The organism is Photobacterium sp. GB-50 (assembly GCF_003026755.1).
Classification (GTDB): Bacteria; Pseudomonadota; Gammaproteobacteria; order Enterobacterales; family Vibrionaceae; genus Photobacterium.
This window is the reverse complement of sequence record NZ_PYNX01000003.1, coordinates 388551-408940: the sequence shown is the minus strand read 5'-3', so window position 1 is coordinate 408940 and position 20390 is coordinate 388551. Positions and strand designations below refer to the sequence as shown.

The following is a 20390-nucleotide window of genomic DNA, read 5'->3' as shown; positions in this document are numbered from 1 at the left end:
GACACAAGGACACTTCAAGAAGAAGTAAAGGACACCTCTAAGGAAAGAGATGAGAGTTATAACAGGATGTTATGACGGGTTATGGAAGCCATAGGAACAACTTCAGGAAGAAGAAAAAAGGATTATGCTGAAGGATTACAGCAATCAAAGGAATGATGCAAGGAGCAAGATAGTAGCAGGATGGCTGCAAGTAAGACCTAAGGGCGCAACGAAAGTTGCGCCCTCTCTTTTTTAATACTATGTAAAATAATGCTGCCTAAACCACTATTCGGCAAGTGTGTCTATGTTGAGCTGATTAAACTCAGTGATACGCCCTTTTCCTTGCATCTTTGATTGATACATCGCCATATCCGCACAATGTAAGACACTATCAATCCCCGTCACATCTTGAGGTTCAATATAGTAACAGCCGATACTCGCACCAATATTAATACTATAGCCTTTGATATTAATTGACTGGGAAATATTGTTAATAATACGCTCTCCTATATTTAAAATAGGTTCACGACTATTAACCGGATTGAGTACAGCTACAAATTCATCTCCAGCTAAGCGCGTAACAATATCGTTTTGACGAACACTCATCATTAATTTCTTCGCGACAATTTGAAGTACTTTATCGCCAATATCATGGCCGTAAGAGTCATTTACAAATTTAAAGCCGTCTAAATCAATAAACAGTACAGCCATTACATCGCTACGAGGTAAAGTAAGCGCTTCTACTAGATAATGGTGTAAGAATTCACGATTAGGTAAATGTGTTAATGCATCATGCTGAGCAATATACGCTAAACGTTGTGCTTCTTTTACTGAGCTGATATCGGAAGCCAACACAACAATTTGGCTCTCATTACTTTCAGTATCAATCAGTTGATTTATTTTTAAATGTAAAGATGTCGTAACACCTCTCTTACGATTAAAGAACGAACATTCTCCTTGCCATTGCTGATCTAAAGACAACGACATTAGAATTTCTTTTCTCATCAGTAGTGTTTCGGTTTCAATTAATACCGAACGGTAATATTTACCAATAATGGTTCCGTGCTCTTGACCAATCAATTCACAAAAAGCGAGATTCACCATCTCAATATAACCTTGGCCATTGAGTAATAAAATCGCTTCACGGCTATTTTCAAAAATCTTAGCCGCTAACTGTTGTTGCCGCTCTGCAACACTCCGTTCCGTCACATCTTCTAGCGCAAATAAAGTCTGGTTTTTATGCTGTAGCGGATGACTCACTACTTGATATATTGCCGTTCCCTTTATGCCAACCGTTTTAACTAAATCATGACTAAACTGCTTATTGCCCTGTAGTGTTTGATCTAATTGATCTTGAAATTTTTCAAGATCAACCGGTTTAATCACATCACAAATATGTTGGGATTGCAGAACTTGTGGTGAATCGTGAAATAGTTTCGAGCTGCTATCATTGGCTAATATTATATGTCCAGAATGATCAACAACTAACAGCGCATGCTGTACTGTACTAATCACATCGTCGGCAAATTCTTTCTCATATTCTAATTGAGAAATAGTCTGTTTAATTTTTAATTCACGCTGATTCAGTTTTATGATCATCGTATTAAAACAATCGATCAATTCACTTAGCTCATCTTTCGAACTTGTAGGATGCTGTACAACTTCAGTTTGATTAAAGTGAATCACATTAATCATCGCATCATTTAATTGACGGATAGGACTGATCATCCAATGCCGTAATCGACGGATAACGAAACTACTAAATAAAATTAAAATCACTAATAAATACAAGCTAATTTCTATCTGAGATGATTTAAGGGCATGTAATCTATCAAGAGACACAACAATGCGCATTTTTGCAAGCTCTGTGTTCTCTATATAGATAGGGATCTGCATATATAAATACTGTTTACTAAAAACATGCCCTTGCGCTTTAACTATGACCTCTTCTGCATCATTTGCTGGTAAATGCCTATTATCGGTATTGTTAAATCCAGCAAAAACGACATCGTTCGCAGTTAACACAGAAACAGATACGATCATTGGATCGGCTGAAAATGCCGATAAAATCTCTTGCCCGGTTGTCGCGTCGTCAAACTGAATAGCGGCAGTTAAATTCGTACCAATACCCGTACTTAATATCGTAATTCGATTTACTAAATTTTGCTTTTCACTCTCTATATATTTATAAGAGCTTAACGTTTGAAATAAGATAAAAAGTACAACAACAAAAAAGACTAACGGCAAATATAGACGTTGATTAAGAGAGAGAGAATTCATCCAATTATTGCGCATGATTTTCCCCTCCCTGCTGCTGGCTATTGAGAGAAGGAAGTATAGCTATTTTCAATAATTTTGAACTTATTGTTAACTCAGCTTTTTTGGCACTCGATATAGCAATAACAGGGCGGATTTTATTATTGACTGAACGTAATTCAATCATCCCTCCTTTTGCTAAAAAGGAATTACCAGTACCAATCGTCAGCACCCCTTCTTTAATTGGTATTTGAGTTAAACCCAGTTCTTTTTGCCTAGAAATATAAGCAATTTGGCACTGCGCAAGCTGACTAATGCTCGTTAACGTAACAATCTTGTTATTTTTAGCTTTCAGCAATCGGCTTAATGTTAACGCGATATTATCAGTACCTAAAGTGCAATAAGTTAATGTTCTGTCGTCTTGAGGCCAAGTAACAAACTGAGAAAAACGGTAAATATAGACAGCAGATATTTCATAGTCAGCAACGCTATCTGCATTGGCTTTATTTGCAAAAGTATAGATACAAATAAGTACAACAGCAGTAAAACACAGAAAGTACAAACGGCAGAAATGGTAAGGCTTTGCAAGCAGCCCTACCATCTTATTCAACACAACTTTACCTGGAGTGAAATAGTTACTCTGCATTCCGCCTCATTACAATTTTGTCCATGAAAAACGTAAAAACGCTGTTTCTTCTAATGGTACTTTATTCGGTAAATCTTCATATGTTGAACTACCTAAACCATCAACCACAAACTCAACCAGTGGCCAATCTTGATTGTATTGCCACGCAACACGCACATCCATTGTCGTTATTGCAGGCGGCTGATAAAAATCAAGAGATGATGATACCGAGCTCTTATGTTTTAGCCAGCCATCTATTTGCCATTGTGAGTTAATCGTCCACATCATTTGTAACGAAACGTAATGTTTTGGCTGAAGATTATACAAAACTTTGTAACCGCCATTATCATAGCTATTACATGTCATATATTCTGTACTGCATTCAGCCTGAGTATCAATATAACTGTATGATGTATTGATATTTATATCATTTGCTGGCTGCCAAAACAGTGACAATTCAGCACCGTAACTTTGTGCATCAATAGCATCAACTAATTTAAACTCGTGAACGGCTAATTGACCAGGTTGTGTCGAACCATCAACACATTCACCGTAGCGACAATACCATGACCCATTATCAAGCATCCGCAAATTTTCATAGTGACTTAGGAAAATCGTTGTATCGAACGATAATGTATCTGAGAGTTTCCCTCTATATCCTGCATCCCATGTAACAACCGATTCATTATCCATATCAGAATTACCCGCCGTCAACGCAAGCATAGGATATTGGGCATAACAATTTTGCTGTGAAACATCACAATTAGGCAAGGGTGCAACTACAAATCCTAATCGATATAAATCAGTCGTCGAATCAACCGAGGAAGGTGTTACAACAGCTCGACCAACGCCCGCCCAGAATTGATGATCATCAGAAGCGCGATACAACAATCTCGCTTGAGGCTGAATCTCAGTCGTATTATTTCGAGTGAAATGTTCAACTTTTCCTCCTATGCTAGAGGTGAACTTATCTGTTAGCCGAGTTTCTAATTGCGAGAAAACATTATAAATTTGCTCGCGTTCTATTTGCTTCGAACTAGTACGACGATATGGCTCCATACCAAGGTAAAAGTCTGCTTTTTTCTCAGGAACTTTTATTTTGGTATAACGCGCACCTAAGCCTAATGTCAGCTCATTATTTTGATTTATTTGCTTGATTGCTAACACATCTGTATTAAATGTATCGTATTCACCATTCGCGGAGGGTTCTGTTCTTGAGTTACTATCAACCCACAATGTTGCTTCATACTGCGTATCATCAACCGTTTTACCTAGGTTTAAATTAGTATAAAAACCACGAGAATAATCTTCTAGCCCTACTTTATAGCCAACGACAGCACTCATTGGATCATTAGGGTAAAAGGGGGTCTCTAAAATTTCATAACGATACCAATCAGAATGTTCAGACTTGGTATGATAACCGCCTAACTGAAATGTTAAAAATCGATCATCTTCAACATAATCCGTACGAAATGAAATATCATAACTATTCCATTCATCATCATTGAAAGTGTAATAGTCAGATTGAACACCTTTCATTGATAATCTTGCTGTTGTCACATCATTAATTTGAAAACCGTTACGATAACTAACTTCTTTATAATTATATTCACCTACAGCGACTTCAAGAAATTGTCCCAACGTTTCATTACTATTTTTAGTAATGATATTAATGACGCCGTTAGTTGCATTCCCCCCCCACATTGTCCCGGCAGAACCGCGTAATATTTCAATGCGATCAATGTCATCTAAAATAGCATCAATAGTGTGCCAAAAAGTCCCTGACATTAAAGGACTAAATACACTACGACCATCAACCATGACTAATAATTTGTTAAATAATGCCTCGTTTAAACCACGTAAGGATACTTGCCAATTAAATTCACTGATTTTAGTTACCTGTACTCCTGGCGCTAAAGTTAAGGCTTCAGCTATAGAACGAACACCACTGCGCTTAATTTGCTCATTGGTAATAACATAAATAGCAGCAGGCACATCACTTAACGATTGCTCTTTCTTTGCAGCCGTAGTAACTGTCACACTTTGCGTTGTGAGGTCATCTAAATCCATCGACATCAAGTCATCAATTTCAGATGCTAATGAAACATTGCCGTAGCTAGAAAAACAAAGTACTGAAAATAAAATAGATGGTTTGATTAAGTAATTTTTCATAATTATTAGAAAGTAAAAATCTCAAACTAATTCTAGCAAAGTAGTTCTGTTTTTTAATAATTACAATTTATAAACTTCAAATAGCCAGCAAAATACCCTAATGGAATAATTGATGGTAAAAAATATTCTTTTTCATTTATAATGTAACAATTAGATAAATATATAGCTAACATAGCGATATCCAAGAAGTTAAATATACATTTATTATCATAACAATTAATAATTCACTATTAATTTGATTCCAAAAAGGAATTATTTTTTTCTTAACGAAATGTAAATAATCCGATCAAGTTAACACTAAGTTCATGATTTATTAACATTACTAACATTGGTGAAACCGGATTATCTCTAAGATTATTTTTTATTAGCCATTATCCGCAATAAATAAAGGTGATATCTAGAAATTCGACACTGATTGAATATTATAATTAATAATTCACTCAATTAAAAAGGAGCTTTGCAGCTCCTTTTCTATGGCTTAGAAATGATAGTCATCAGCTATTAGTGATCATGCTTTTCAACTAAATCTTGTTCTACTTCATCATTAAACACTTTAGGTGGTGGCGTCCAACCACGTTCTGACTTCGTATGCTTGTCAGTCCGCTCTTGTTTCATTACATCACTTAATGTTGACTCTAATTGGTTAAACAATTCCACATAAGAGGTATTAAAACGATCTTCTTCTGTACTTTCTAACCATGTTTGATAAAGCTTCTCTTTACTTCGGGCTTCAGTTTCAACAAATGTAGCCTTTTGCTGCTCAGCTCTGAATGGATGCACCCCTAAATTTTTCAACGCTTCTGTGCCCAAGGCTAGTGCAGAGCGGTATGTTTCACTGATCACGTAATCAGCACCAGCGCAACGTAACGAATAATGATGACCTCGATCATAAGCACGTGCTAATACCCGTACTTGAGGATATGTTTGCTTAATATAATGAACAAGCTCTGTGGCTCGTTCTTTATCATCAATGGCAACAATAAACAGTTTTGCATCTTCAATACCTGCGGTATGAAGCAAATCATGTCGCGTCGCATCACCAAAGAAACTCTTAATATTAATTTGGCGCATGTTGTCAATTTGCGTTACAGAGTGGTCAAGCACGACTGTTTGCACCCCATTAGATGCCAATAGTCGGTTTACAATCTGACCAAAACGGCCAATACCCGCAATGATGACTTTCCCTTGCTCATCTATTTCATCAGCTTCACGCTCGTTTTTAGCCTCGCAGAAACGGGGTAAAATCACACGATCATATAAAATAAATAGACCTGGTGTTAAAAACATAGATAGCGCAACCACCAGTGAGAGTGTTTGGCTCATTGACTCAGGTAGAACGTTGTTTTGTACGGTATAGCTTAATAATACAAAACCAAATTCACCCGCTTGCGCCAAACTTAACGCAAAGAGCCAACGGTCGCTGCCTTTTACCTTGAAAATAAAAGAAAGTACCAACAGAACAATAAACTTAACCAACATCGCACCAATGGTTAAGCCAATTACTGTGCCAAATTGATCAAACAGTACGTTGAAATCAATACCCGCACCAACAGTAATAAAGAAAAGCCCTAATAGTAACCCTTTGAAAGGCTCGATATTAGATTCAAGTTCATGTCTAAATTCACTATTGGCAAGTACCACGCCAGCAAGGAAAGTACCGAGTGCTGGCGATAAACCAATTAGACTCATTAAGGCTGCAATACCAATAACTAACATCAATGCTGTTGCGGTAAAAATTTCACGCAAGCCCGATGAAGCAACAAAACGGAATAACGGACGGCTTAAATAATGACCACCAACTACAACACCAGCGATCGCTAAAATAATTACAATCGCATAAGCCCAACCGGGAAGACTCGCTACTAGGCTAAGATCATCATGATGTTCAGCAGCTTTTGTCACAACGGCTTGTGACTTTGCCACTAATTCAGGTACTGCCAGTAAAGGGATCAAAGCTAACATTGGGATGACGGCAATATCTTGAAACAGCAATACTGAAAATGCGCTTTTTCCACCTTCTGTTTTACTTAGCCCTTTTTCACTGAATGTTTGCAGTACAATCGCAGTAGAAGAAAGTGAAAAGATAAGACCAATAGCAAGGGCGTAAGACCAAGCAATATCAAATAAATGTGCAATACCCATCACGGTTAAAGCGGTAACAACCACTTGTAGACCACCTAAGCCTAATAAGCGATGACGCATACCCCACAACATTTTAGGCTCAAGTTCTAAACCGACAACAAACAGCATCATAACGACACCAAACTCAGCAAAATGCTGAATCGTCGTGGTTTCGCTACCAACTAAACCAATAACGGGGCCAATAACCACACCTGCGATTAAATAACCCAGTACTGAACCTAGCCCTAATCGCTTAGCAAGCGGAACAGCAATAACGGCGGCCACCAAATAGATGAAAGCCTGCAAAAAATATCCAGTCATAGTCGTCTCTTCTATTTAATGACTAATTCTAGGCTGTGATTCATTTTTGATAATTTACTCGCAACCTCATAGTTGAATTTATTATCTTGAATCGCAATCAGAACACGTTTCCAATCTTTAATGTGCTGTTCAATACGGTTTTCTTCATTCGCCATGCCCGCACCAAAAAGTGCAAATGGCGCTAGAAAATCCATACCCGTTAGCTCTGCCATTTGCTCTAGAGGTTGTAATAACTCACGAATGGTATAATGGTTAAAACCTTCTTTACGATAACTTGATTCAGGGCCTCCGGCTGTCAAAGCACAAACAAATTTTTTACCAACCAGTTCATTCCCTTCACTGCCATATGCAAACCCGTACTCAAGCACTAAATCTTGCCATTCTTTTAATAACGATGGGGTGGAATACCAATAGAGTGGAAACATAAACACAACAACGTCATGTTCACGAAGGCGCTGTTGTTCTTTATCTATATCAATACGATAGGTTGGATATTCGGCATATAAGTCAACGCACGTTACATTGGCTATAGTTTTAGATGCATTAAATAAGGGTACATTGATCTCTGAACGATTTGGCGAAGGATGGGCAAATAGGATCAGAATTTTAGGTTGAGACTCAGGCATGATTTTCCTGTTTTAATAATATTTCGTTCCACGACGACGATGTGACAACTAACCGCTTCTAAAGTTCCGCACTATGTATACAAACAACAAGTTACATCCCTAAAAAGAATAACGATTATACCTGAAATTACACAATCAACTTTAGTTAAATATTTATTGATATCTATAGATTATTTTCGTGAATAATCTGAAATTTCATCAATACGGCTAGGTGGTACACCAAAATATCGCTTAAATTCTCGGCTAAATTGAGCAGCACTTTCATATCCTACTCGTTGAGACGCAAGGCTGGCTGAAAGACCTTCTTGTAAAATATAGTTTTTAGCATGATTCAGCCGAATTTTTTTGATGTACTGTAAAGGAGGATCCGTGACAACTTGTTTAAAAACTTTGTGAAAAACTGAGACGCTCATCCCAGCCATTGCAGCTAGTTCATTAACATGTAATTTTTGCGCAAAATTCTTTTGCACATGGCCGATCACGGCCGAAATTTTAGCTAAAGAACTGTCTTGCTCGCAGTAGTGTGCCAATAAATAGCCTTTCTCACTTTGCAATAAGTAATAGAAAAACTGGCGGAGAATTGAGGGGCCAAGTACCTTAGCATCAAGAGGATTATGCAAAACATTAAGCAACTCCAACATACAAAGATACATTGACTCAGTCATTGGTGCAGGGGAAACACCACAGCGTGTGTCTAACTCTCCCCAATTTTTAGATTCTAATTCCATATCAGAAACTAACTGGCTGATCACATTAATATCAATATCAATATTGATCCCCATTAATGGTTCTTGCTGAGAGGCAAATGTTTCACATGTTATAGGATAAGATGTCGACACAATAAGACATTGTTCAACGTCATAACCAAACTGATGTTGATTTAAATGCCCTATTTTACTTCCCTGAAAAATAACAACTATTCCTTGTTCATACATTTGTGGCGTCAGCTTATGGTAACGATCAATGCGAAATAATCGCACACCAGTTAGCAACGTATGCACCCGATTAGTTTGGTCTGATATTTTGTAATATTCACATAATTGACTAGCAACTATAGCTAGCTCTCTTTTAAGCTCAGCTCTCATTGTACATCCATCAAACCTGTTCATTAACGATCGACATAACAGTCATTGTTTTGCCATTCTACACCTATTTACCTTATAACTAACATATCAAGCAAGGTGGCTAAAATAGAAATAGGCAAGAAATAAAGAGAATTATGTATTTAGTTTATCCTACGTTCGCTTCTACACTAGAGATCTCAACACAATAATTAGAATATCAATATCACAACGATATAACGGAGCCTACAATGGATAAGTTTACCTACCAAAACCCTACAAGCATTCATTTTGGTCAAGGTCAAATCGCGGCAATTAGCCAAGCTATTCCTAAAGATAAAAAAGTATTGGTTATTTACGGTGGCGGTTCTATCAAATCAAATGGTGTTTATGACCAAGTAACAGCAGCGTTGGACGGATTTAACTGGGGAGAATTCTCAGGCGTTGAGCCTAATCCACAATATGACACACTGATGAAGGCCGTCGAACTAGTTAAAACAGAAGGTTATGATTACCTATTAGCGGTAGGTGGTGGTTCAGTTGTTGATGGTACTAAATTTGTTGCCGCTGCTGCCTGTTATCAGGGAGAAGATCCTTGGAACATTTTACTTAAGCAAGAGCCTGTCACTAAGGTTGTTCCTCTTGGTTGTGTATTAACCTTACCTGCAACGGGTTCTGAAAGTAATGGTGGTTCTGTAGTTTCGCGTGGTAAAGACAAGTTATTCTTTGGCTCGCCACTCGTAAAACCTGCATTTGCTATTTTAGATCCACAAACAACATTGAGTTTATCTTCTCGCCAAGTAGCAAACGGGGTTGTTGATGCCTTTGTTCATACAATGGAGCAGTACTTAACTTATCCGGTGAATGCAAAAGTCCAAGATCGTTTTGCTGAAGGTTTACTGCATACCTTAGTTGAAGAAGGGCCAAAAGCATTAGCCACACCCGATGATCTTGCCGTTCGAGCCAATATTATGTGGTCTGCCACTCAAGCACTCAATGGTTTAATTGGTGTTGGCGTTCCATCAGATTGGACAACACATATGATTGGCCATGAATTAACAGGTAATTACGGTATTGATCATGCTCGTACGCTAAGCATTGTATTACCTGCTGTTATGAAAGTACGTCGTAAAGAAAAAGAAGCAAAATTATTGCAATATGCTGAGCGTATCTTTGGTTTAACAACAGGTACAGCAGATCAACGTATTGACGCTGCGATTGAAAAAACCATCGCCTTTTTCAAACAAATGGGTGTACCAACAACACTTACTGACGTTGATTTAGGAGAAAAAGATATCGATGTTCTTATCGAAAGCCTTAAAAAACATGGCATGATCGCATTAAGTGAACATCACGATATTACGCCAGAGATAAGTCGTAAAATCTTAATGACGGCATTATAAGTTTATATTGTAATACGCTAACAATTTGAAAAAAGGGAGCATTAGCTCCCTTTATTATTTTTGTAATCACTAAACCGAAATAGTAAAACGCTGGCGAGTAACATCACCCCAGTAGCTATCGTGATAAATATCTTCAACATACTGTTCATTTGTGTACGCACCGATAGCACGACGCCAAAAAGCAATCGCATGAACTGCGCCTTCAATTTGCTTACTTTCCCATTCACCTGGCATCATTGAAAACAAGCTATGTGCGAAACGTTGACCTGCTTTATTTTTACGAAAGACAGGCACAACATAGAAATCACATACCTCATAATGACTGTTACCATGGTCAGCAATCGCTGCTAATCCCGCTGGCACACCATCAAAATATAAAAGAAAGCCAAGTACATTACCTTCTATTGGCGTATCAAGCGCAAATTTACCATCATTATCAGGCACTTTTTTCGTCAGTGGTGAAAACTCAGCTTCATATGCCTGAGTTAAGTTTAAATAAATGGTTATGTTTGAAGCATTAACTTGTACTAATTCCACTGCAGCGACCTTCTTTATCTATTTTATTAATATTTCTATAAGATCATTGATCGGTTTTTGAACAACGTGCAAAATCTATGTCAATTTGACCAAATATAAGCAAAAGCAATAAAGACTTCTGCTTATTTTGCTCATCGGTTATTTAAATTTTCAGGCAGTAAAACAGTATTCACTTGGCGTGACTTAGAGCCTTTTGCTTGCATCACCTGAGAAGCCAAGTTATAGCTTATTTCAGCCGCTTGGATCGTACTGCCATTTTGAGTTATTTTAGCCTTATCTTTTAACACCATCATGTTATTTGTTGGTGTATAAATGCCGTAAAGCGACTCTCCATCCACCACCTTTCCATCTTCCATTACACGATGAAAGTAAGCGGGTTTACCATAAACTTCCACACTCTTTAGTGCTTTTGTTTTGCTGTCCAGCTTTATCACGGCCTTGTCCGCTTTAATCTGAACGCCACCCTGTGTGATATCAACCTTTCCAGTTAAGGTTGTGATATTATTGATAACATCAACATCTTGTGTAATTGCTGCCAAATGGATAGGGAGCTGTGTATCTGCTTTTTCAGCCCATGTCGATGAACTCAGTAACAACATACATCCAGCCACAAATAGCTTTAATTTCATACTTAGTTTCTTCTACTCTATTATTTACGTCTTCTTTGCTTATTATACCTTGAAAATCAGCAAATAGCGGCAAAGCGATGAATAATTTGAAATGGCGTTTTTTATTTCATCAAAACGGTCACTAATACCAAGTTTAGCCTTACCTGTATCACATAGTTCAAAATTAGTACTATCTACAGGCTAAATACCAGTTTATAGATTATCTTACTGCACATATTTATATTGAAGAACTATACAACTTCAAACTCTAAACGATATAAAACATTTATCAATCAGTTAATTAAACTACGTATCTTCTAACAACTAAGATTTGACATGTCGTTAACACACCTACCGCGATGCGTGTTATTAATAAAGAAATACATCGTATTGGAGTGCTAAATGATCATCAGACAGAAGCTATATATCGCATTGGGCATAGTGTTAACGCTGATTGCAGGCTTTGACCATAACCAACCACTCGCCATCTTTGCTGGTATCATTATTGCGACTTCTGCCTTTTTACTCGCAGAATTAAAACCCTAGTCTTAATTACCATATATCCTCAAGATTATTTGCACTGAATTCACTTTGTGCAAACAAAGGGCACTGTTATAATATAACATTACTTTAGTCTTCTTTGATGCTTAAACATAGTGCCAAGCTTGTAAATATGGAGATTGCATTTTCTATGCGTTGGATTTCTTTTCCTGCAATATTACTTTCGTCTTTAACCTTGTTTTCAACCGCTAGCCAAGCACATCCACACTCATGGATTGATATGAAAACCTATATCCAAGGTGATAAAAAACAAATCACAGGATTTAAAATGGTATGGACTTTTGATGCTATGACAACAGCATATATGCTGGACGGTGAAGATATGTCGCCGGAAAGCAAAACAGAAACACTTGCTCGTGTTGGTGATTCTGTAATGAAAAATATGATGAATGAGCATTATTTTACTTACTTTTATAATGACCAAGAACCAATCAAATATAAAATTGCTACCGATGGAGTATTAACAAAAGATCGCGCTAAAGCGACACTCACATTTGAACTTCCACTGTCTAAACCTCAGCCACTAACCAAAGATTCATTACGACTACTTATTTTTGAACCAAGTTACTATGTTGATATGTCTTGGAAAGCAAAAAACGACATCATCTTATCGCCAGAGTTAAGCAAAGTCTGTACTTTTGACCTCGTTGAGCCTAACCCAAGTCCAGAGCAAATGCTTTATGCCCAATCATTACCACCTGATGCCGATCCCGATAATGCACTTGGTCAACTATTTACTCAAACAGTAAAACTGCATTGCCAATCAGCCGACTAACTCTTATTAAAGGATTTCCATGGAGCACCATCATTCCGAGCAACATGCTCATACGAACAAAGGAAACTATTGGTTAGGCGCAACCCTTGTAGCCACTTTTTTAATTATTGTCGGTTATTTACTTTGGCACAATTGGCCAACGTTAATGCTTAGCACCATAAAATGGCAACGTGAAATAAACGGTCAATTGAGTGACTTGCTTTATGATGCAAAAGAAAACCCCGCTGCTATCTATTCGCTGGCTGGCGTCAGCTTTTTATATGGTGTATTTCATTCATTAGGCCCTGGACACGGCAAAATGATTGTAACGACCTATCTAGCAACAAACCCAGCTAAAGTAAAAGCAAGCTTAATCATGACGGTTATCTCTGCTTTTTTACAAGCCTTAGTTGCTATAGTGCTAGTTACCGTTCTACTGGTGTTTTTTAATTCATCGATGCGTGAAATTAATAGCGCAGCAGACCGATTCATCACACTTAGCTTCGTGGCCATGTTATTACTGGGTGTAATTGTTGCTTACCGAGCTTTAAAACAAAGCTGGCAATTATACAAACAGAAAACCCATAAACATGACCATACTCATCATAACCATAACCATAGCCATAGCCATAGCCATAGCCATAGCAGTGATTGTGGTTGTGGGCATAAACACTTTGCTGATGCTGATAGTATTAATCAAGCAACCAATACGCGTGAATATATTGCAATTATCGCCAGTATTGGTATTCGTCCATGTACAGGTGCGATATTAGCACTACTTTTTGCCAATATGGTTGATATGTACTGGTTAGGTGTAGTGAGCGCTTTACTGATGGCTGTGGGAACGGCGCTGACGACTTCAACGATCGCTACAATGACACTTTCGGGTAAAAAGCTGGTAACAAAATATCTTGCGTACTCTGATCACCAGCATTCATTTGCCCCATTAGTATTTAAGCTATTTGGGGGCTTATTGCTCATCGGCCTTGGTTTACTGCTACTTAATAGTCAAAGCTATGGGATGTCGCCTGTACTCTAAATAAATCTTTTCTATGCTAGCGTTGCGATAGTTCAGTTAACGCTAGCATAGCTTGCTCGGCATGATTTTCATTGACGAAAATATGATCATGATAAAACCCTGCCATCACATTGGCACTAATTCCATGCTTCGCAAGCTCTGATGCTACAGTAGCCGTTAAACCAACAGCTTCCAAACTGGAATGTACTTTTAATGTAATACAGCGATACACATTATTGATTTCAATATTATGCTGGACTGCACTTTCATAACTTAAAATGAATGTCATTCCTTCTTCTTCACAAAATGTCGCTAATGGTGACATAGAAGCAATAGCATCTAGATTAGTATTTTCTGTGCAACAAAAAATATAACGCGTAAGGCTTAATTCTGGTTGTAAATTCATCAGAAGCTCAGTTAAATCAGTGATACCAGCCATTTTTCTTTTTCCCTAAAATCAATCCAAGACAATATTAAGTACAAGCTAGCTATTGGATAAAGCCAGCTTATACCCGTTTAATATTTTACGTTCAGCAATCGTTGATAGAATGAACATCATTACATAACCTAAACATAATGCGACAATAATAGCGACAACATTTGCAGTAAATATCGATAATAAATAATAACTTGCTATTAGCGTGATGATACCACTAAGACGAATGAGTAAGCTTAATGTGAATTTCCCATGGGCTTTTATATAGGCTAATTGGTAAGCATTTAGCATCATAAAAATAAAGAACATAGAAAAATGAAATAATACAATAACGGCACCATGATACTGAGGGGGAAAAACAAAACCTATAATTTCACGCCCACCGATAAGCATGATGAGGAAAAATGTCACACTCACCATTGCTGCGAGACGAAAAATCCAACGCCTTATTGCTTTGACTTGTTGGTGATCACCGTGCTTAATACATAAGGTTAACTCAGGCAAAACAAAACGATAAATGGGAAAGACAAATAACATCGTCATATAAGTGAATATCGGACGAACAACGACTTGGAAATCGCCAAGTTCATCTAAGCTAAAGTGCGTGATAGTCAATAAAACCGTAATATAAATCATCAATATACTCGCCCCTGCTTCTAATGAGGCAGTGAAGCTTTTGCGAACATAGTTACGCATATTAGGATCAAGTTGAACCGATTTTATTGGTTTCGTCGCAATTTGTTTACGTCGCTTCCAATACATAAAATGGGCAGCAACAAGCGATGAAAATGCCATGCTATAAAACAATGAGGCAAGTGGTGTAAAGTGCAATACGTAGTAACAAATAACAAAGCCCGCTACATTCGTAACAGGCTCTATCCAAGTCACTTTATTAGACACATCATACAAACGGTACATGGCTATCAAGTTGGTAAAATAAACCTTCATTCCCATGCTAAAAATCACACCAACCATTTCGAAATAGCCAACGTTGATGTGTAATTCGTGTTTAATGTATGGAAGTACAACTCCCCAAGTTAAGAGAACAATCGTGATCAAGCAAAACCGGAAGATATTGATAATGTCACGATCATTATTCGTTTGGCTGTAAGTCACAACCATAGAAGAGCGAAAACCCGTCATTAATATTAATGATAGAGATACAATATCTATCACACTATTAAACAGCGCTAAGTCGTCTTTATTAACCCACTGAGCGAGCCAAATCTTGAATAAAAAACCAATAGAAATACTGGCTAGTGTCGCGGCAGCGCCTGCTTTAAAAGCCGTTTTCAATCGAGATAAAGCATCTTCACTTGATGGCGGGGCAATATTTTGCTTTTCCATATATATAAACAATAAATCATCAGACTGATTATAATACGTTATTTATCTTTAAATATCTCTCGTAAATATAATAATCCATTAATCCTTTATTGGTTATATTTCTTTAGGTGATGAGTATAATGACTCAAAAATATTTAATTCTGATTCAAGTTCTGACAACAATAATGAAACATTTGCAACATCACCATTATTAACACAGATTTTAATTTTATCACGAATAGTTTTAATTTTATTTCTACTAATAGTAATTAACGACATTTCTTGAAGTCCAACGTAAGATAATACAATTGTAATATGTAAAAGACATTGTCCACCCCAACGATATTTGTTTGTTAGGACAATGACATTTCTTTATTTGAGCTTGAATAATACTTTAAAATGTGATGCATGTCACACTACTGCAGGGGATGGGTCACATATTAGCCGAGTAAACTATTTAACGCTTAGAAAAGACAGTTATTGATTACTTCACTTTCTGCTTATATACGGCTTAAACGTCAAAAAAGCAGTATCTAAACGGTTTAAAAGGCGATTTTCCATATTATTAAATATGTAATGGGAATTGGTAGAGATTTATAATAACCCAATATTACATGTGGTATAGGTACCAGAAATCGAAATAATACAGATACAAATTGCTATAAGTTACAGTCATTCTTTATTAAAGTCATTTTGTTAATAATTAACTCTCTTCATCATTTTTTAATTGACTCATCACATAGCAAAACTTATGGTAAAACAACAGAGCGGATATCGTATAATGGTATTACCTGAGCTTCCCAAGCTCAAGACACGGGTTCGATTCCCGTTATCCGCTCCAGTCTTTATCAAGGCCTGCATTCTAATTTTAACGAACTGATTCTCTTATCTATAACGTTAATATTTTGATTATTATTAATCATCTGACTTTCCTCATGATACACACAAAATTCTGCCCACTTGAATCTCTTTATTTAACTGCGTAAAGTTGCCTCCCTTACTACGACTAACTGAGATAAATAATGAATAATTGGATTATATTAGCCTTTCTTAGCATATTCATTATCGGCTGTGCTCACTCACTATCAGAAGGCACATCGATTCAAGCTCATGGCAATGTTGAAATGAGCCGCAGTATTAAGTAATTATAAAAATAAAGACCAACATGTTTTGTTGGTCTTTATGTTTAATCTCCCAACGCCACACCAAAATGTTCATCACAGGATACGTTGCTTGGGTTACCACCCGAATCATAACCACAATAATCAAGCTCTAATATATTGTATTCTTGGCGTGTTTCTTCTAATAACTGCACAAACTCTTCTTTTGTTACCTTACGCTCTCGATAGTAACTCGCATATGTTGATGATCCCATAAAGAAACCTTGAGCAGTACGCACTCGCGTATCGTTCGGTGGTAGTGTCGTTAGCTGATTTTGGGTAAAACTCCCATCGGGTAAACGCACTTGATACAGTACAGTATCATCACCAATCAATGTTGTTGTGGTACTTAGCGTCATGCCAAAAGCTTCAAATGGTCCAGATAAATTACCATCACAATCTGACGCGCTTTGATCAGCACTAAAGACTTTTTCATTACCGTTATCACCGCATATACCAGAGCCAACAACATCTTCAACAGAATCACATTCAGATGAATTTTTAGCTGGATACAAAAACACATTACGCTGTTTAATACTGTTGCCAATGACTTCTAAATGGATAAATCCGCGATAGTGATCGTAACGATATGGCCAACTCGCAGAAACATTGGGATCACCATCTGCCCCTAAAAAGGTATATTCGCCAACCCACCAGCCTTCTTCACGTTGCCAAGGAACAAAATCGAGTAAATTAACACTTTCTAAGTCGCATTCAGGTTCTGGAGCCGATTGAGTCAAGATCTCAGACTCAGACTCAGACTCAGACTCAGACTCAGACTCAGACTCAGACTCAGACAAGTTATCATCTACCGCTTGCACTTCAACTGATTCTGATTGTACTGGTTCTGGCGTTGTATTAACTTTTACCGCATTTGCATTATCACTGTTACAAGCCATCATTGAACCACACGCTATCAACGTTAAAAATATTCGCCAAGCCATAAACTACAACCTATTAATCATCTCTTAATAGAACAATGTAGTTTGCAAATGTATGGTGCTATTACTCAGTTATAAGATTTCATCAATTTTGCTAAAAACCTCGCCAATAAGCTCATTTTTTATTTATCAAAAACTTCCTTTATATGACTATTTTTCAATCAGTTAAACGATTTAAAGTAGGCACTCTTACTTTGAACGTCTAATATTGAATATGTTGTAAATTGCATGGAAGCGATAGATGAAAACATCATTATTAACTAACGAATTAATTGTAGCGGGATTACAATTTCAACCGACCTATAAAAATGGGATCAGTAATCATTTACCAATGACTTTAGTTGCACTTGATCAAATGGGTGCTAACGACGAGCGTATATTACTTTTTTATCATCAATATATAGCACAGCTTGAAAACGTCGCTCGTAATGAGCCCTTTATTAAACAAGCGGATAAAATTGAGCAACGTATTAAAAATGATGGCGCTGAAGCAACACTCATCGCCTATATGCCAAGGTTAATTGCTAGTTTTAATGCACAAGCTTTCCAATGCATGATACGGTTATCTTATGCGATAAAAAGCCAGCAGCAACGTGAGATCGCTTATGCATTAACCTATTGGGAACAAAGCTATCAACTTATTACTCCATTATCGATAACAGAGAAATACAACGCAGAGCAGCAGTTAGAGCAACTGGTGTATGCTTTTTCAAATAGCTCATTCCAAACCAATAATGCTAGTCAGCGTATTTTTGAGGTGGCACAGCATCCTAACTATCTAAAGCTTGCTCCCGTCCCTGTTGATATAACAATAGAAAAAGTATTGCAGCTAGTTGTTGAGTATTACCGTAAAACAAGTGACTCCACCTTCTTATATGGTATTACTGCCTTTCACGCTTTTATCGAGTTGTTACAATATTTTCCAGATCAACAAACAGCATTACAATGGTTTTGGCAAAGTTATACAGCCGCTTTTGCGACGGTAGGAAAAAACCTTCCGCAATCTCGTGATGTATTACCGCCTCCCCCTCACCTTAGTTGGCTTGAAACGATCACACGTGGAGCTTTAAGTAACAATGATCACACGATAACGTTGATATACAGCTGTAGTGAGCTTTATAAGCGCTATCCATTGGCAGAATTAAAGTATATTGCGAATCAATGTATAGCCAATGAAAGCCTTTAATATTAAGTAATATCCAGCCATATGATGATGTTTATATGGCTATTTTCTATGCAGTCCGTTTGTGAAACTTTCATTTATTTAACGTAATCTTATACGATACAAAGCTAGCCATTTCAAAAATAAAGCATCAGAGGTAGAGTATTACCCTGTAGAGTTAAATTTAGATCTACGTTATTTTATAAACAGCTTACGCTTTTTTACTATGTGGTAATTAACAAATGAAAATTGAACAAGACGTTATTGAAACGCTAGAAGAGTTAAAAACCTTTATTATCTCAATTGAAAATGGTGGTTTAGGCTTAAAAGATGTAGAAGGCATTGGCTTAGCTAAAAATAACGCTGATGGTCGCCCTTTCATCGCTGTTTTTGATAAGAATCAGCAGTTGATTTATGGACGCTGGTTAAGCCAAGATGTTTATGATAATGGTAAAGATATTGTTCGTAACGGTGTGAAACATCACTAATTAAATACTTTAGGATCTGATCTTTATCATATTGTTATTGCGTTAGATCCTAAATACTGACCATAAGACATCTTAACTATCGTTTTAGTATTTTCGGTTTAGATCTATATTGAAAATAATTAGGCATAAATAGTTTAGGCTCTGTGGTTTTGTCGAGTACTTTTACAATGTAAGCAGTAAGGATATGCCGACCAATCTTTAACGTATCTTCTGTTAACGATAATGGGATTTTTGAATGTATTTTTACTCGCTGCAGATCTGAACGATATTGAGCATTCACTGCAACAATACTTGCTTCATGCCTTGTTTTACAAATAATACAAACATAACAATCAAACTTACCTGCACGCCCCCAGCCACTTAGAAATATATTCTTGGCGGTCACATAATACATATATAGGTATGCTCACACAGCCGTAATAATAAGCACACATTAATGCAATCAGGTGCTTATGTCATATGCTATTTTGTTACTACTTAGAACCTATATTGAATTACTTTTTTGTTTATATTATCAATTTGTTAGTATCGATAATTACAGAAATAATCAAGCCCCTATATATTTGACAAAATCATCTTAATACAGAGGCTCAGTTGATACTTATTCCGGTTTTCTTTCACCGGTCATAAATGCATGAAGAATTTCTGGTGTTAGCTCACCCGCCTCTTCTAATCGCTTTAATTCAGCAACAATTTTCTTCTGCTCATCAAGCTCGGGAATAGGGAGCTCTGGCTCTTTTTCGTAATCATCAGGTATAGATAAATTTAAATCATGCATAGGAAAACCCTAACTTTTAAATAGTATATTATTTGCTGATTATACACGTAAATGTTT

The 20390-nt window shown here is 37.0% G+C and carries 20 protein-coding genes and 1 tRNA gene; 8 read left to right on the top strand and 13 right to left on the bottom strand.

The genetic code is table 11. The features are described from left to right. Window positions 1–264: 264 nt before the first annotated feature. The 6 genes from C9J41_RS06655 to C9J41_RS06630 all read right to left on the bottom strand — a co-directional run bounded on the left by C9J41_RS06655 (window position 265) and on the right by C9J41_RS06630 (window position 9185). Window positions 265–2274: a diguanylate cyclase domain-containing protein gene (locus C9J41_RS06655; RefSeq protein ID WP_107246151.1), complete on the bottom strand. Its 2010-nt coding sequence runs from the start codon at window positions 2272–2274 to the stop codon at window positions 265–267. Continuing rightward, a complete protein-coding gene (locus C9J41_RS06650) occupies window positions 2264–2836 on the bottom strand; it encodes a YfiR family protein (protein ID WP_233217780.1) in 573 nt (190 codons plus the stop codon). Before C9J41_RS06650 ends, C9J41_RS06655 begins: the two co-directional genes overlap by 11 nt. Window positions 2837–2890: 54 nt before the next feature. After that, window positions 2891–5032, bottom strand: coding sequence for a TonB-dependent siderophore receptor (locus C9J41_RS06645; protein WP_233217765.1), 2142 nt, complete (start codon window positions 5030–5032; stop codon window positions 2891–2893). Window positions 5033–5533: 501 nt separating this feature from the next. Beyond that, complete coding sequence (locus C9J41_RS06640; RefSeq protein ID WP_107207538.1) at window positions 5534–7474, bottom strand: monovalent cation:proton antiporter-2 (CPA2) family protein; 1941 nt, start codon at window positions 7472–7474, stop codon at window positions 5534–5536. A gap of 11 nt (window positions 7475–7485) precedes the next feature. Continuing rightward, window positions 7486–8100 carry an NAD(P)H-dependent oxidoreductase gene (locus tag C9J41_RS06635; RefSeq protein WP_107207537.1) on the bottom strand — a complete coding sequence of 205 codons (615 nt, stop codon included), beginning with the start codon at window positions 8098–8100 and terminating at the stop codon, window positions 7486–7488. A 170-nt stretch (window positions 8101–8270) separates the two neighbouring features. Continuing rightward, on the bottom strand, window positions 8271–9185 hold the full coding sequence (locus tag C9J41_RS06630) for an AraC family transcriptional regulator (RefSeq protein WP_107246153.1): 915 nt from the start codon (window positions 9183–9185) through the stop codon (window positions 8271–8273). Between the two features lie 227 nt (window positions 9186–9412). On the opposite strand from C9J41_RS06630, the gene C9J41_RS06625 reads away from it, so the two are divergent. After that, window positions 9413–10564: an iron-containing alcohol dehydrogenase gene (locus C9J41_RS06625; RefSeq protein WP_107292689.1), complete on the top strand. Its 1152-nt coding sequence runs from the start codon at window positions 9413–9415 to the stop codon at window positions 10562–10564. 69 nt (window positions 10565–10633) lie between these two features. Here the strand turns inward: C9J41_RS06625 and C9J41_RS06620 are convergent, their stop codons facing one another. Beyond that, complete coding sequence (locus C9J41_RS06620; protein ID WP_107207534.1) at window positions 10634–11101, bottom strand: GNAT family N-acetyltransferase; 468 nt, start codon at window positions 11099–11101, stop codon at window positions 10634–10636. Between the two features lie 131 nt (window positions 11102–11232). Then, complete coding sequence (gene lptA, locus C9J41_RS06615; protein ID WP_107207533.1) at window positions 11233–11730, bottom strand: lipopolysaccharide transport periplasmic protein LptA; 498 nt, start codon at window positions 11728–11730, stop codon at window positions 11233–11235. A 381-nt stretch (window positions 11731–12111) separates the two neighbouring features. Between lptA and C9J41_RS21905 the strand changes: the two genes are divergently transcribed. From C9J41_RS21905 to C9J41_RS06605, 3 genes are all read left to right on the top strand, one after another. Further along, entirely contained in the window at window positions 12112–12255 is a 144-nt protein-coding gene (locus tag C9J41_RS21905; protein ID WP_199187177.1) for a hypothetical protein, read from the top strand. 145 nt (window positions 12256–12400) lie between these two features. After that, on the top strand, window positions 12401–13045 hold the full coding sequence (locus C9J41_RS06610; RefSeq protein WP_233217767.1) for a DUF1007 family protein: 645 nt from the start codon (window positions 12401–12403) through the stop codon (window positions 13043–13045). A 19-nt stretch (window positions 13046–13064) separates the two neighbouring features. Then, window positions 13065–14063: a nickel/cobalt transporter gene (locus C9J41_RS06605; protein WP_107294370.1), complete on the top strand. Its 999-nt coding sequence runs from the start codon at window positions 13065–13067 to the stop codon at window positions 14061–14063. Between the two features lie 16 nt (window positions 14064–14079). On the opposite strand, the gene C9J41_RS06600 is transcribed toward C9J41_RS06605, so the two are convergent. Beyond that, the gene (locus C9J41_RS06600; RefSeq protein WP_107207531.1) at window positions 14080–14481 is read right to left on the bottom strand and encodes an ACT domain-containing protein; all 402 of its coding nucleotides are present in this window, start codon (window positions 14479–14481) and stop codon (window positions 14080–14082) included. Between the two features lie 45 nt (window positions 14482–14526). Further along, on the bottom strand, window positions 14527–15825 hold the full coding sequence (locus C9J41_RS06595) for a lipopolysaccharide biosynthesis protein (protein WP_107294369.1): 1299 nt from the start codon (window positions 15823–15825) through the stop codon (window positions 14527–14529). 746 nt (window positions 15826–16571) lie between these two features. Between C9J41_RS06595 and C9J41_RS06590 the strand changes: the two genes are divergently transcribed. Both C9J41_RS06590 and C9J41_RS22105 read left to right on the top strand, forming a co-directional pair. Further along, a tRNA-Gly gene (locus C9J41_RS06590) sits at window positions 16572–16645 on the top strand. 181 nt (window positions 16646–16826) lie between these two features. Beyond that, window positions 16827–16949, top strand: a complete 123-nt coding sequence (locus C9J41_RS22105) for a hypothetical protein (RefSeq protein WP_255418313.1) — start codon at window positions 16827–16829, stop codon at window positions 16947–16949. A 41-nt stretch (window positions 16950–16990) separates the two neighbouring features. On the opposite strand, the gene C9J41_RS06585 is transcribed toward C9J41_RS22105, so the two are convergent. Continuing rightward, window positions 16991–17908: a hypothetical protein gene (locus C9J41_RS06585; protein WP_199194430.1), complete on the bottom strand. Its 918-nt coding sequence runs from the start codon at window positions 17906–17908 to the stop codon at window positions 16991–16993. 238 nt (window positions 17909–18146) lie between these two features. Between C9J41_RS06585 and C9J41_RS06580 the strand changes: the two genes are divergently transcribed. Together C9J41_RS06580 and C9J41_RS06575 are read left to right on the top strand one after the other, a co-directional pair. Further along, window positions 18147–19091, top strand: a complete 945-nt coding sequence (locus tag C9J41_RS06580) for a questin oxidase family protein (RefSeq protein ID WP_107294368.1) — start codon at window positions 18147–18149, stop codon at window positions 19089–19091. 218 nt (window positions 19092–19309) lie between these two features. Continuing rightward, window positions 19310–19555, top strand: a complete 246-nt coding sequence (locus tag C9J41_RS06575) for a hypothetical protein (protein WP_005365946.1) — start codon at window positions 19310–19312, stop codon at window positions 19553–19555. A 76-nt stretch (window positions 19556–19631) separates the two neighbouring features. Here the strand turns inward: C9J41_RS06575 and C9J41_RS21780 are convergent, their stop codons facing one another. After that, window positions 19632–19949: a hypothetical protein gene (locus tag C9J41_RS21780; RefSeq protein WP_107207527.1), complete on the bottom strand. Its 318-nt coding sequence runs from the start codon at window positions 19947–19949 to the stop codon at window positions 19632–19634. Between the two features lie 207 nt (window positions 19950–20156). Then, entirely contained in the window at window positions 20157–20333 is a 177-nt protein-coding gene (locus tag C9J41_RS06565) for an ATPase (protein WP_005365948.1), read from the bottom strand. Window positions 20334–20390 lie beyond the last annotated feature (57 nt).

Coding starts and splice junctions, on each gene's coding strand:
- lptA (WP_107207533.1), bottom strand. CDS start 11,730: ATGAAATTAAAGCTATTTGTGGCTGGATGTATGTTGTTACTGAGTTCA.
- C9J41_RS06565 (WP_005365948.1), bottom strand. CDS start 20,333: ATGCATGATTTAAATTTATCTATACCTGATGATTACGAAAAAGAGCCA.
- C9J41_RS06600 (WP_107207531.1), bottom strand. CDS start 14,481: ATGGCTGGTATCACTGATTTAACTGAGCTTCTGATGAATTTACAACCA.
- C9J41_RS21780 (WP_107207527.1), bottom strand. CDS start 19,949: ATGTATTATGTGACCGCCAAGAATATATTTCTAAGTGGCTGGGGGCGT.
- C9J41_RS06585 (WP_199194430.1), bottom strand. CDS start 17,908: ATGGCTTGGCGAATATTTTTAACGTTGATAGCGTGTGGTTCAATGATG.
- C9J41_RS06605 (WP_107294370.1), top strand. CDS start 13,065: ATGGAGCACCATCATTCCGAGCAACATGCTCATACGAACAAAGGAAAC.
- C9J41_RS06575 (WP_005365946.1), top strand. CDS start 19,310: ATGAAAATTGAACAAGACGTTATTGAAACGCTAGAAGAGTTAAAAACC.
- C9J41_RS06655 (WP_107246151.1), bottom strand. CDS start 2,274: ATGCGCAATAATTGGATGAATTCTCTCTCTCTTAATCAACGTCTATAT.
- C9J41_RS06635 (WP_107207537.1), bottom strand. CDS start 8,100: ATGCCTGAGTCTCAACCTAAAATTCTGATCCTATTTGCCCATCCTTCG.
- C9J41_RS06595 (WP_107294369.1), bottom strand. CDS start 15,825: ATGGAAAAGCAAAATATTGCCCCGCCATCAAGTGAAGATGCTTTATCT.
- C9J41_RS06645 (WP_233217765.1), bottom strand. CDS start 5,032: ATGAAAAATTACTTAATCAAACCATCTATTTTATTTTCAGTACTTTGT.
- C9J41_RS22105 (WP_255418313.1), top strand. CDS start 16,827: ATGAATAATTGGATTATATTAGCCTTTCTTAGCATATTCATTATCGGC.
- C9J41_RS06625 (WP_107292689.1), top strand. CDS start 9,413: ATGGATAAGTTTACCTACCAAAACCCTACAAGCATTCATTTTGGTCAA.
- C9J41_RS06650 (WP_233217780.1), bottom strand. CDS start 2,836: ATGGTAGGGCTGCTTGCAAAGCCTTACCATTTCTGCCGTTTGTACTTT.
- C9J41_RS06580 (WP_107294368.1), top strand. CDS start 18,147: ATGAAAACATCATTATTAACTAACGAATTAATTGTAGCGGGATTACAA.
- C9J41_RS06630 (WP_107246153.1), bottom strand. CDS start 9,185: ATGAGAGCTGAGCTTAAAAGAGAGCTAGCTATAGTTGCTAGTCAATTA.
- C9J41_RS06610 (WP_233217767.1), top strand. CDS start 12,401: ATGCGTTGGATTTCTTTTCCTGCAATATTACTTTCGTCTTTAACCTTG.
- C9J41_RS06640 (WP_107207538.1), bottom strand. CDS start 7,474: ATGACTGGATATTTTTTGCAGGCTTTCATCTATTTGGTGGCCGCCGTT.
- C9J41_RS21905 (WP_199187177.1), top strand. CDS start 12,112: ATGATCATCAGACAGAAGCTATATATCGCATTGGGCATAGTGTTAACG.